Source organism: Streptomyces sp. DSM 42067 (genome assembly GCF_055792885.1).
In genome coordinates this window covers 2,438,563-2,450,469 of record NZ_CM147706.1, presented here as the reverse complement: position 1 = coordinate 2,450,469, position 11,907 = coordinate 2,438,563, and the positions used below count along the sequence as shown (strand labels likewise).

Annotated in this window: 11 protein-coding genes and 1 pseudogene; 7 read left to right on the top strand and 5 right to left on the bottom strand. The window is 70.0% G+C overall.

What is annotated here, in order from left to right; genetic code table 11:
- The first annotated feature begins 82 nt into the window (after positions 1-82).
- Positions 83-1,543, top strand: coding sequence for an NCS2 family permease (locus ACSMXV_RS11510; protein WP_473177552.1), 1,461 nt, complete (start codon positions 83-85; stop codon positions 1,541-1,543).
- 71 nt (positions 1,544-1,614) lie between these two features.
- On the opposite strand, the gene ACSMXV_RS11505 is transcribed toward ACSMXV_RS11510, so the two are convergent.
- Together ACSMXV_RS11505 and ACSMXV_RS11500 are read right to left on the bottom strand one after the other, a co-directional pair.
- On the bottom strand, positions 1,615-3,069 hold the full coding sequence (locus ACSMXV_RS11505; protein ID WP_473177551.1) for a peptidoglycan D,D-transpeptidase FtsI family protein: 1,455 nt from the start codon (positions 3,067-3,069) through the stop codon (positions 1,615-1,617).
- Positions 3,070-3,189: 120 nt separating this feature from the next.
- Positions 3,190-3,963 (bottom strand): IclR family transcriptional regulator, encoded by a 774-nt coding sequence (locus ACSMXV_RS11500; protein ID WP_181862087.1) that lies wholly within the window; start codon positions 3,961-3,963, stop codon positions 3,190-3,192.
- Between the two features lie 130 nt (positions 3,964-4,093).
- Here ACSMXV_RS11500 and ACSMXV_RS11495 point away from each other — a divergent pair, with 130 nt between their 5' ends.
- From ACSMXV_RS11495 to ACSMXV_RS11470, 6 genes and pseudogenes are all read left to right on the top strand, one after another.
- Positions 4,094-5,623, top strand: a complete 1,530-nt coding sequence (locus tag ACSMXV_RS11495; protein ID WP_473177550.1) for an aldehyde dehydrogenase (NADP(+)) — start codon at positions 4,094-4,096, stop codon at positions 5,621-5,623.
- A gap of 112 nt (positions 5,624-5,735) precedes the next feature.
- The gene (locus ACSMXV_RS11490) at positions 5,736-6,344 is read left to right on the top strand and encodes a DUF1349 domain-containing protein (protein WP_473177549.1); all 609 of its coding nucleotides are present in this window, start codon (positions 5,736-5,738) and stop codon (positions 6,342-6,344) included.
- 110 nt (positions 6,345-6,454) lie between these two features.
- A complete protein-coding gene (locus ACSMXV_RS11485; protein ID WP_473177548.1) occupies positions 6,455-6,964 on the top strand; it encodes a GNAT family N-acetyltransferase in 510 nt (169 codons plus the stop codon).
- A gap of 75 nt (positions 6,965-7,039) precedes the next feature.
- The gene (locus ACSMXV_RS11480) at positions 7,040-7,762 is read left to right on the top strand and encodes a DsbA family oxidoreductase (RefSeq protein WP_473177547.1); all 723 of its coding nucleotides are present in this window, start codon (positions 7,040-7,042) and stop codon (positions 7,760-7,762) included.
- Positions 7,763-7,780: 18 nt separating this feature from the next.
- Positions 7,781-7,928 (top strand): annotated as a pseudogene (locus ACSMXV_RS11475) (glycosyltransferase family 2 protein); the annotation flags it as partial.
- Positions 7,929-8,104: 176 nt separating this feature from the next.
- Positions 8,105-9,157 carry an aminotransferase class V-fold PLP-dependent enzyme gene (locus tag ACSMXV_RS11470; protein WP_473177546.1) on the top strand — a complete coding sequence of 351 codons (1,053 nt, stop codon included), beginning with the start codon at positions 8,105-8,107 and terminating at the stop codon, positions 9,155-9,157.
- A gap of 85 nt (positions 9,158-9,242) precedes the next feature.
- Here ACSMXV_RS11470 and thpD read toward each other — a convergent pair whose 3' ends face one another.
- The 3 genes from thpD to ectB form a co-directional block, all read right to left on the bottom strand.
- Positions 9,243-10,130, bottom strand: a complete 888-nt coding sequence (gene thpD, locus ACSMXV_RS11465; protein ID WP_473177545.1) for an ectoine hydroxylase — start codon at positions 10,128-10,130, stop codon at positions 9,243-9,245.
- A 6-nt stretch (positions 10,131-10,136) separates the two neighbouring features.
- Entirely contained in the window at positions 10,137-10,535 is a 399-nt protein-coding gene (locus ACSMXV_RS11460; RefSeq protein WP_067281566.1) for an ectoine synthase, read from the bottom strand.
- Between the two features lie 67 nt (positions 10,536-10,602).
- Positions 10,603-11,877, bottom strand: a complete 1,275-nt coding sequence (gene ectB, locus ACSMXV_RS11455; protein WP_181659331.1) for a diaminobutyrate--2-oxoglutarate transaminase — start codon at positions 11,875-11,877, stop codon at positions 10,603-10,605.
- Positions 11,878-11,907: the final 30 nt, after the last annotated feature.

The following is an 11,907-nucleotide window of genomic DNA, read 5'->3' as shown; positions in this document are numbered from 1 at the left end:
AACACGGGGAAAACCCGAAACGGGTTCACGACGGGGACAATCCAGCCAGCATCCGCATGCATGATCCAAGGAGCCCGATCCCATGCCCGAGACCAGCAAGACGAGCCAGGTGACCGGCCGGCCACCGGCAGGCGGCGCGGCCGCCGACCCTGTGGACCGGTTCTTCCACATCACCGCCCGGGGCTCGTCGTTCGCCCGTGAGATACGCGGCGGCTTCGCCACGTTCTTCACCATGGCCTACATCCTCGTGCTCAACCCGATCATCCTGGGCAGCGCGAAGGACAAGTTCGGCCATCAGCTGGACGGGGCCGAACTGGTCACCGCCACCGCACTGGTGGCCGCCGTGATGACCGTGATCATGGGTGTCGGCGGAAACCTTCCGCTCGCGCTGGCCGCGGGTCTCGGGCTGAACGCCGTCGTCGCGTTCCAGATAGCCCCGCTGATGAGCTGGGCCGACGCGATGGGGCTCGTGGTCCTCGAAGGCCTGCTCATCTGCGTCCTGGTCGTCACCGGGCTCCGCGAAGCGGTCATGCATGCCATTCCGCAGCCGCTGAAGCAGGCCATCAGCGTCGGCATCGGTCTGTTCATCGCGTTCATCGGCTTCGTCGACGCCGGGTTCGTCACCCGTATCCCGGACGCCGCGAACACCACCGTGCCAGTTCAGATGGGCGGCACCGGCGCGCTCGCCGGGTGGCCGATCCTCGTCTTCTGTCTCGGTGTGCTGCTGACCATCGGGCTGCTGGCGCGCAAGGTCAAGGGTGCGATCCTCATCAGCATCGTGGTGATGACCGTGCTGGCCATCGTCATCAACACGATCGCCGACGTGAAGAACTGGGGCCTGACCACGCCCAAGATCCCCGACGACGTCGTCGCCGCACCGGACTTCGGGCTGCTCGGCGACTTCAGCCTCTTCGGCTCGTTCGCCGAGACCGGCGCCCTCACCGTGATCCTGCTGCTGTTCACGCTCATCCTGTCGGACTTCTTCGACACCATGGGCACCGTCGTCGGCGTCAGCGCCGAGGCCGGGCTGCTCGACGAGAACGGCAAGGTGCCGAACCTCGGCCGCGTCCTGCTCATCGACGGCGCCGCGGCAGTCGCGGGCGGTGCGGCCTCCGCGTCCTCCAGCACCTCGTACATCGAGTCCGCCGCGGGCGTCGGCGAGGGCGCCCGCACCGGCTTCGCCAACCTGGTCACCGGTGGCCTGTTCGCGCTGGCTCTGTTCCTGACGCCGCTGCTCACCATCGTCCCGCTGCAGGCGGCCGCCCCGGCGCTCGTCGCGGTCGGCTTCCTGATGATGACGCAGGTCAAGCACATCGACTGGGACCGCTACGACATCGCGATCCCCGCGTTCCTGACCATCGCGGTCATGCCGTTCACGTACTCCATCACCAACGGCATCGGCGCCGGCTTCCTCGCGTACGTCGTCATCAAGACGGTCCTGGGCAAGGCCCGCGAGGTGCACTGGCTGCTGTGGGGCGCGTCGGCACTGTTCCTCGTGTACTTCGCGATCGACCCGCTGGAGCAGCTGCTCGGCGTGAAGTGACGCCCGCGAAGTGACAAAGAGGGCCGCCCCCTCGGGGGGATGGGGGCGGCCCTCGCTTGTGGGGCGGCGGCTCAGCTTCGCAGCGCGGCCTGCATCATCGCCTTCGCGATCGGCGCCGCCAGGCCGTTGCCGCTGACCTCCGAGCGGGCCGCGTCCGACTGCTCGACGACCACGGCGACCGCGACCTCCTTGCCGCTGCTGTCGTCCTTCGCATACGACGTGAACCAGGCGTACGGCGTCTTGCTGTTGTTCTCGCCGTGCTGCGCAGTACCGGTCTTGCCGCCCACCGTCGCGCCCGCTATCTGCGCGTTGGTGCCCGTGCCCTCCTCGACGACCGTGACCATCGCCGACTGCAACTGCTCGGCCGTGGACGAGCTGACGATCCGCTTCGTGTCCGTGCTGTCGTCGTAGTCCCGCAGCACATTGCCGTCCGAGTCGCTGATCTGCGACACCATGTGCGGCGACACCAGCTTGCCGCCGTTGGCGATGGCCGCCGACACCATCGCCATCTGCAGCGGCGTCGCGGTGACGTCGAACTGCCCGATTCCGGACAGGCCCGTCTGCGCCTTGTCCATGTCCGACGGATAGACGCTCTCGTACGCCCGTACCGGCACATCCAGCTCGGCATCGTTGAAGCCGAACTTCTGCGCCATCGCCTTCACCTTGTCCTGGCCCAGATCGACGGCCATCTTCGCGAAGACGTTGTTGCACGAGTACTGCAGGGCGGTGCGGATCGTGGCGTTCTCGCAGGGCGCCGACGAGCTCTCGTTCCTCAGCACGGTGGTCGTGCCGGGCAGCGTGTACGGGTTCGGGCTGTCCGTCCTGGTGTCCACCGACGCGTACAGGCCGTCCTCCAGCGCCGCCGCCGCGACGACCAGCTTGAACGTCGAGCCGGGCGGCAGCGGCTGGCGCAGCGCACGGTTCGTCATCGGCTTGTCGCTGTCCTTGGTCAGCGCGCTCCACGCCGCGGAGTCCGTGGTGCCGCTGATCTCCGACGGGTCGTACGACGGCGTCGAGACCAGGCCGAGGATCTTGCCCGTGGACGGATCGATGGCGACGGCCGCGCCCTTCTTGCCGCCGAGCGCGTCGTACGCCGCCTTCTGCACGTCCGGGTCGATGGTGGTCACCACGTCGCCGGGATCGGCGCGCTTGCCCGTGACCGTGTCGACGGGGTTCTTCAGCCGGGTGTCCGTGCCGTCGAGCAGATCCTCGTAGATCCCCTCGAGCTGCGTCGCCCCGTACACCTGCGAGCTGTAGCCCGTCACCGCCGCGTACAGCGTGCCGTCCTTGTACGTGCGCTTGTACGCGAGGTCGCTGCCCGTCGTGCGCTCGGAGCCGGTGATCGCCTCGCCGGCCACGATGATGTCGCCCAGCGGGTACGCGTACTGCTCGATCGCGTTCCGCCGGTTGTTCTTGTTGTCCGCGAGGGCCTGGCCTTCGTAGAACTGCACCCATGTCGCCCTGACCAGCAGGGCGAGCACGAGGAGCAGGCTGAAGACCGAGGCGCGCCTGATCGTTTTGTTCATGCCGTCCAGAAGGACGAGCGGGGTGGAGGCGATCGTTCCCCGTGAGTCCCGTTACGACCGGTTTCTCACGGAGTTCTCATACTCTGCGTGGGCCGGTTCGTTTCGGGGGAGACGGGCGGGTCAGAGCCTCCGCGTCGCCAGGGTCAGGCGGTCGCGCGCGTCGAACAGGGCGTCCTTGACCATCTGCTCGTGGGCCGGGGTCAGACGGGCGACCGGTACGGAGCAGCTGATCGCGTCGCGCGCCGGTGTGCGGTAGGGGATCGCGACGCCGAAGCAGCGCAGGCCGAGCGTGTTCTCCTCGCGGTCCACCGCGAAGCCCTGCTCGCGGACCTGGTGCAGCTCCTCGATCAGCTTCTCGCGGTCGGTGATCGTGTGCTCGGTGAGCGCGGGCAGCGTCTCCGGCAGCAGCTTGCGGACCTGCTCGTCGGTGTGCGTGGCCAGCAGCGCCTTGCCGAGGGACGTCGAGTGGGCGGGCAGCCGGCGGCCGACGCGTGTGAAGGGGCGCAGATAGTGCTGCGACTGGCGTGTGGCGAGGTAGACGACGTTGGTGCCGTCGAGGCGCGCCAGGTGGATCGTCTCCGTCGTGTCGTCGGAGAGCCGGTCCAGCGTCGTCCGGGCGGCCGTCACGACCTCGTCGCCGTCGATGTACGACGTGCCGACGAGGAGGGCGCGGACGCCGATGCCGTACCGCGTGCCCGTCGCGTCCGTCTCGACCCAGCCCAGCTCGACCAGCGTGCGCAGCAGCATGTAGAGGCTGGACTTGGGGTACCCGACGGCCTCCTGGACCGCGGCGAGCGAGTGCATTCCGGGGCGGCCGGCGAAGTACTCCAGCAATTCCACCGTGCGCACCGCGGACTTGACCTGCGACCCGCCGCCCGTCTCGCCTGCCGACATCCGCTTGACCCCTTCGTTCGCCGGAAATAGTCTCCGAAGACACGTTCATCATCAGAGACAGTGTTCAGCATATCGAACAGCCCTGGTGAGTGGCACAAGAACTGCGGCATTACATCAGGAGGGACCCGCGGTGGCAGCAGCACCAGTCTGGAGTGTCGACCCCCGAACCGGGAAGCAGCGCGAGCAGGTTGCGGTGGAGGCCACAGCCCAGGAGGTGGACCAGGCCGTCCGCGCCGCGCACGCCGCCCGGGGAGCCCTGGCCGACCGCACCGTGCGCGCCGCCTTCCTGCGGACCGCGGCGGACCTCCTCGAAGGCGCCAAGGATCAGCTCGTCGAGGCCGCCGACGCCGAGACCGCGCTCGGCCCGGTCCGGCTCACCGGCGAGCTCGCCCGCACCTGCTACCAGCTGCGGGCCTTCGCCGGCATCGTCGACGAGGGCGCCTACCTGGGCGTCGTCATCGACCACCCCGACGACACCGCGACCCCGCCGGTCCCGGACCTGCGCCGCTACAAGGTGCCGCTGGGCGTCGTCGCCGTCTACTCGGCCTCGAACTTCCCCTTCGCCTTCTCCGTGCCAGGCGGCGACACCGCGAGCGCGCTCGCCGCGGGCTGCCCGGTCGTCGTCAAGGCCCACCCCGACCACCCGGCGCTGTCCGAGCTGGTCGCCGCGGTACTGCGCCGGGCCGCCGCCCAGCACGGCATCCCCGAGGGCGTCCTCGGCCTGGTCCACGGCTTCGAGGCGGGCGTCGAGCTCGTCAAGCACCCGCTGGTCTCGGCCGCCGGTTTCACCGGTTCCGTCCGCGGCGGCCGCGCGCTGTTCGACGCGGCGGCGGCCCGCCCCGTGCCGATCCCGTTCCACGGCGAGCTGGGCTCCCTCAACCCGGTCGTGATCACCGAGGCGGCGGCCGCCGAGCGCGCCGAGCAGATCGGCACCGGCCTCGCCGGATCGATGACGCTGGGCGTCGGCCAGTTCTGCGTCAAGCCCGGTCTCGTGCTCGCGCCGACCGGCACCGAGGGCGACCGCCTGGTGAAGTCGCTGACGGAGGCCGTCAGCAACACCGACGCGGGCGTGCTGCTCGACCACCGCATGCGCGACAACTTCGTCGCGGGCGTGCGCGAGCGCGCCGAACTGCCCGACGTGGACGCCCCGGTGACCCCCGGCGCGGGCGGCGAGCACACCGTCGCACCCGGCTTCCTCACCGTGCCCGCCGCGAAGCTGGCCGCCGAGGGCGAGCACGACGTCCTCCTGGAGGAGTGCTTCGGCCCGGTCACTGTGGTCGCCCGCTACGAGGACGAGGCGGAGGTCACCGCCGTACTGTCCCGCCTGCCCGGCAACCTGACGGCGACCGTCCACCTCTCGTCGGACGAGGTCGCCGGGCAGGGCAACGGCGCGGAGATCCTCGCCGAACTCACCCCGCTCGCCGGGCGCGTGCTCGTCAACGGCTGGCCGACCGGTGTCGCGGTCGCACCCGCCCAGCACCACGGCGGCCCCTACCCGGCGACCACGTCCACCTCCACCTCGGTGGGCGGCACCGCCATCGAGCGCTGGCTGCGCCCGGTCACGTACCAGACCACGCCCGAGGCGCTGCTCCCGCCGGAGCTGCGCGACGACAACCCGCTGGGGCTGCCGCGCCGGTTCAACGGGCGCATGGAGATCTGAGCCGCGTACTCCGACGCATGGCCGCGGGCACACCCGACGAGTGCCCGCGGCCCGCGCCGACGTATGCCCGATCCGTGGGCGGAACACCCCGCCCACCTGGAAGACTGTGGCGATGGATTTCGAACTCCCCGAACTCCCGTTCCCCTTGCGCACTTATGGCCCCGACGGCCACTGGTCGTACGAGGACGGCGCGCTCACCGGCTGGGCGGGCGCCCGCCAGGACCGGTTCGTGCCTCCGACGGGCGAGGCCCTGGACCCCGCATCGGACGCGCCCCGGCTGCTGGGTGCGCCGGAAGGCGACTTCCAGCTGATCGCCCATGTCACGGTCGGTTTCGCGGCGGCCTTCGACGCGGGCGTGCTGTACGTGCACGTCGGCGAGCGGGCGTGGGCGAAGCTCTGCCTGGAGCGTTCGCCAGACCTGCCCACCGTGTGCACGGTGGTGACCCGGGGCCACTCCGACGACGCCAACTCCTTCGTGGTGGACGGCAGCAGCGTCTGGCTCCGGGTCAGCCGCACCGGCAGGGCGTTCGCCTTCCACGCGTCGAGAGACGGCAAGGAGTGGACGTTCATCCGCCTCTTCACACTCGGCGACACCGAGGAATCGGCGGCAGCGCTCGTCGGCTTCATGGCGCAGTCGCCGGTGGGGGAGGGGTGCGTGGTGGTCTTCGACAACATCGAGTTCCGGCCCAACTGGCCGGAGGGGCTGCGGGACGGCACCTGAACCGTGCGGGGCACACCGCGATCACTTGCGGCTCAGCTCACGCCGAGCGCGTACCGGTCCCAGTTCAGCCGCATCGGAACCGCCGCGGCTCCGGGCACGTCCTGCGCTGCATGATCAATGCGCACGGGACCACCGGCCCCCTGACGATCAGGGCAGCCCTGCCCGCCGAAGCGGCGGCCGTCGCCGAACTGCACCGACGCGCCCGTTCCACGTACTACCCGAACGGCCTCCCGGACGACGGCGTCGACTGGCACGCCGTCTGGCGCGGGGCCATCGACCGCCCCGATGGTCATGTGCTGTGCGCGGTGCGCGACGCCCGTCTTTTGGCGGCCATCGCCTCTTTCCGCAGTCCCGAGGGCGCCCCAGCCGACACCGTCAAGCTCTTCCAGTTCCACGTCGACCCAGGCCAATGGCGCTCCGGCGTCGGTACGGCCCTGCACGCAGCGTGCGTCGAGCAGTGGCAGGCCGACGGCCGGCGGACGGCCGTGCTCGATGTGCACGTCGACAACCACCGGGCCCAGGCCTTCTACGCCCGCCAGGGCTGGATCCCGGACCCGGAGAACCCGCTTGCCGACGGGGACCACCACCTGAATCTGCGCTACAGCGTCGCCGGGGAATGACGCTGACCGCTTGAACGTTCACCTATCTGCCGGAGGGAGTCTCCGTACCCGTACTACCTGGAGAGAGCCGAGAGCATGCGCGTCGAAATCTGGAGCGATATCGCCTGTCCCTGGTGCTATGTCGGAAAGGCCCGCTTCGAGAAGGCGCTCGAGGCCTTCCCGCACCGCGACGAGGTCGAAGTGGTGCACCGCTCCTTCGAGCTCGACCCGCACCGCGCCAAGGGCGACACCGAGCCCGTCCTCGGGATGCTGACCAAGAAGTACGGGATGAGCGAGGCACAGGCGCAGGCCGGTGAGAACAACCTCGGCGCGCAGGCCGCGGCCGAGGGCCTCGAGTACCGCACCGAGGGCCGCGACCACGGCAGCACCTTCGACATGCACCGGCTGCTGCACCTCGCCAAGGAGCAGGGCAGGCAGGACGAGCTGATCAACGTGCTGTACCGGGCGAACTTCGCCGAGGACCGGTCCGTCTTCGGCGACGACGAGCGCCTCGTGGAGCTCGCGACCGCCGCCGGCCTGGACGCGGACGAGGCGCGCACCGTGCTCGCCGACCCGGCCCGGTACGCCGACGAGGTGCGTGCAGACGAGCGCGAGGCCGCCGAACTGGGCGCCAACGGCGTCCCCTTCTTCGTCCTCGACCGCAAGTACGGCGTCTCCGGCGCCCAGCCCGCCGAGGTCTTCACTCAGGCGCTTGAGCAGGCCTGGAGCAGCCGCGCGCCGCTGACTACGATCGCCGCCGCCACGGACGGGGACGGCGAGGCGTGCGGGCCCGACGGGTGCGCCGTGCCGCAGCGGTAACGCGCCGCAGCGGGCCGGCTGGCCCGCACCCGGTCGCTGGGCGGTCTGCGGGCCCGGTCGGGCGGCTTCATCGAGGGCGTATGCACGTTCGTGCGGCGGGCGGCGGCCCATGCGGTGGGCCACGGTGTGGCGGATGACCCGCCTGGGCCGCCCGCCGGTGATCTAGGCGAGTGATCGGGGCCGGTCATCCCGGCCGGTCATCCGGGTCATCCGGGTCGGTCATGCGAGCCGTTCAGCCATGCCGGTCCAGCGCAGATCAGCGGGCAAACATAAGGATCCCTTAGTGGTTCCCCTAAGAGAAACCCGATGGACCACGGGTTGGAGGGGCGGCACAGTGGCCCCATGGAGACTCTCGCAGGCAGTCTTGCCGCCACCGAGTTCGCGCCCCGTACGACGTATCTGAACACCGCCGCCATCGGGGTCCTCCCCGCCCGTACCGTCGCCGCCATGCAGCGGGCCGTGGAGTCCGTGGCGGCGGGCAAGCCGTCCGACATGTTCGCGGACGTGGAGGCCGCTCGCGCCTCCTTCGCCCGGCTCGCGGGGGTTCCCGTGACCCGGGTAGCGGCCGGGTCGTCCGTCGCCGTCTACAGCGGGCTCATCGCCGCCTCGCTGCCAGAGGGCGCCGAAGTCCTCACCGCCGAGGCCGAATTCAGCTCCGTCGTCAACCCGTTCCACGTACGACGGGACCTGAAGGTGCGCTCCGTGCCGCTGGACGGTCTCGCCGAGGCGGTGCGCCCGGGCACGGCTCTCGTCGCCGTGAGCGCCGCGCAGTCCGCCGACGGCCGGATCGCCGACCTCCCGGCGATCCGGGCGGCCGCGCGAGCGCACGGTGCGCGCACGTACGTAGACGTGTCCCAGGCCGCCGGCTGGCTGCCCCTCGACGCGGACGCCGACGACTTCACCTCCGCCGTCACCTACAAGTGGCTCGTCTGCCCGCGCGGCGTCGCCTTCCTCGTCGTTCCGAAGGACTTCGGCGGCCTGACCCCGGTCTTCGCGTCCTGGGTCGCGGGCGAGCACCCCTGGGACAGCTGCTACGGGCCCGTCGAGGAACTCGCCCACTCCGGGCGCCGGTTCGACGAGAGCCCCAGCCTCTTCTCGTACGCCGGTGCACGGCATTCGCTCTCGCTGGTCGAGGAGATCGGCGTCGAGGCGGTGCGGGCCCACGACCTGGCGCTCGCCGACCGGTTCCGCGCCGGTCTCGCCTCGCTGGGCCACGAGCCGGTGCCCGCGCCCGGGTCGCCCATCGTCTCCGTCCCCGGACTCGGCCGGCTGCAGCCGGAGCTGAGCCGCGCCGGCATCGAGGTCTCCGACCGGGCCGGAAATCTGAGGGCGGCCTTCCATCTCTACAACTCGGCCGCGGACGTCGACCGGTTGCTGGACGCCATGTCCGGCTGATCCACTCGCCGGTGTCATGCACGACGGGCCCGGCACCCGAAGGGGTGCCGGGCCCGCCGGACCTACGCCGTAGGCCGGGAGTTGCTCACCGCACTGGTGTGAAATCCCTCGCGCCGATGAACTCCGGCCGCCGGACAGGTGCCGCGAACGGCTCCACCGCCGCGTTCTCCACGCTGTTGAACACGATGAAGACGTTGCTGCGCGGATACGGGGTGATGTTGTCGCCCGAGCCGTGCATGCAGTTGCAGTCGAACCAGGTCGCCGAGCCCGCAGGGCCGGTGAACAGCCGGATGCCGTGCCGGTCCGCGAACTTCGTCAGCGCCTCGTCCGACGGGGTGCCCGCGTCCTGCATCTGCAGCGACTTCTTGTAGTTGTCCTTCGGCGTGGCGCCCGCGCAGCCCAGGAACGTCCTGTGCGATCCGGGCATGATCATCAGGCCGCCGTTGGTGTCGAAGTTCTCGGTCAGGGCGATCGAGACGGACACGGTCCGCATGTTCGGCAGCCCGTCCTCGGCGTGCCAGGTCTCGAAGTCCGAGTGCCAGTAGAACCCCGACGCGCCGAAGCCCGGCTTGACGTTGATCCGCGACTGGTGGACGTACACGTCCGAGCCCAGGATCTGCCGGGCGCGGCCCACCACCCGCTCGTCGCGCACCAGGCCGGCGAAGATCTCGCTGATCCGGTGCACCTCGAAGACCGAACGGATCTCCTGCGACTTCGGCTCCACGATCGACCGGTCGTCGGCACGGATCGCCGGGTCGGTGATCAGCCGCTCCAACTCGGCGCGGTAGATCGCGACCTCGTCGGGCCCGATCAGCTGCTCGACGGCCAGGAAGCCGTCGCGCTCGTACGACTCGAGGCCGGCCGGGGCGATCGGTCCCGGATCGCCCGGCGCCGACCAGACGACCGGGTCCTGCCGGGGGACCGCCACCTCCGAGGCGCCACGGGTCGGGTACAGGTCGGTGATGGTGGTCATGGGTTGTCAGACCTCCTCTGTCAGCAGCGGGTAGACGCCGTTCTCGTCGTGGTCCTCCCGTCCGGTCACGGGCGGGTTGAAGACGCAGACGCACCGGAAGTCCGTCTTCGGGCGCATGGTGTGCCGCTCGTGGCCGTCCAGCAGGTACATCGTCCCGGGCGTGATCCAGTGCTTCTCGCCGGTCTCGTCATTGGTCAGCTCGGCCTCGCCCTCCACGCAGAGGACCGCCTCGATGTGGTTCGCATACCACATGGACGTCTCCGTACCCGCGTACAGGATCGTCTCGTGGAGGGAGAAGCCCACCTTCTCCTTGGCGAGCACGATGCGCTTGCTCTCCCATGTGCCGGACTTGGCCTTCACATGGCGGTCTGTGCCTTCGATGTCCTTGAACGAACGGACGATCACGGTGAGTTGGTGCCTTTCTTGTTGTTCCTACTTCCCCACTGCCATGAGGGCGTGGGGATACCCCCGGTCAGGCCGCGGTTTCCCGTACCGCTCGGGTGAGGGTCCGCAGCCCCTCCTCCAGCTCGTCGGGCGTGATGGTGAGTGCCGGAAGGAGCTTGACGACCTCGCTCTCCGGGCCCGACGTCTCGATGAGCAGGCCGAGTTCGAAGGCCCGCTTCGCCACGGCGCCGGCTCGTGCCTTGTCGTGGAACTCGACGCCCCACACCAGACCGCGGCCCCGGTACTCCTTGACCTCGTCGCGGTGCTCGTCGGTGAGCGCGACCAGGGCCTGCTCGATCTGCTGGCCGCGGGCGAGGGTCTGCTTCTCCATGGCGGGTCCGTCGGACCAGTACGTCTCCAGGGCCGCGGCCGCCGTGACGAACGCCGGGTTGTTGCCGCGGAAGGTGCCGTTGTGCTCGCCGGGCTCCCAGACGTCCAGCTCGGGCCTGAACAGGCAGAGCGACATGGGCAGTCCGTAGCCGCTGATGGACTTGGACACGGTCACGATGTCGGGCGTGATGCCCGCCTCCTCGAAGGAGAAGAACGCGCCGGTGCGGCCGCAGCCCATCTGGATGTCGTCGACGATCAGCAGCATGTCCTGGCGCTCGCACAGATCGGCGAGGGCGCGCAGCCACTCGGGGCGCGCGACGTTGATGCCGCCCTCGCCCTGCACCGTCTCGACGATCACGGCGGCGGGCTGATTGAGGCCCGAGCCCTGGTCCTCGAGCAGCCGCTCGAACCACAGGAAGTCCGGGACCGTGCCGTCGAAGTAGTTGTCGAAGGGCATCGGCGTGCCGTGCACGAGCGGGATTCCGGCGCCGGCGCGCTTGAAGGCGTTGCCGGTGACGGCGAGCGAGCCGAGCGACATGCCGTGGAAGGCGTTCGTGAACGACACGATCGCCTCCCGGCCCTTGACCTTCCGGGCCAGCTTCAGCGCGGACTCGACGGCGTTGGTGCCCGTCGGGCCCGGGAACATGACCTTGTACGGCAGGTCGCGCGGGCGCAGCACCAGGTTCTGGAACGACTCGAGGAAGGCGCGTTTCGCCGTCGTCGACATGTCGAGCCCGTGCGTGACGCCGTCCCGCTCCAGGTAGTCGATCAAGGCGCGTTTCAGTACGGGGTTGTTGTGGCCGTAGTTGAGCGAGCCGGCGCCGGCGAAGAAGTCGAGGTACTCGTGGCCGTCCTCGTCGTACATACGGCTGCCCTGCGCACGGTCGAAGACGGTGGGCCAGCCGCGGCAGTAGCTGCGCACCTCCGACTCCAGGGTCTCGAAGACGCTCAGGTCGGGCTGGGTGATGGTCACAGCGAATCTCCTGGGAGATGGAGTGGGGGG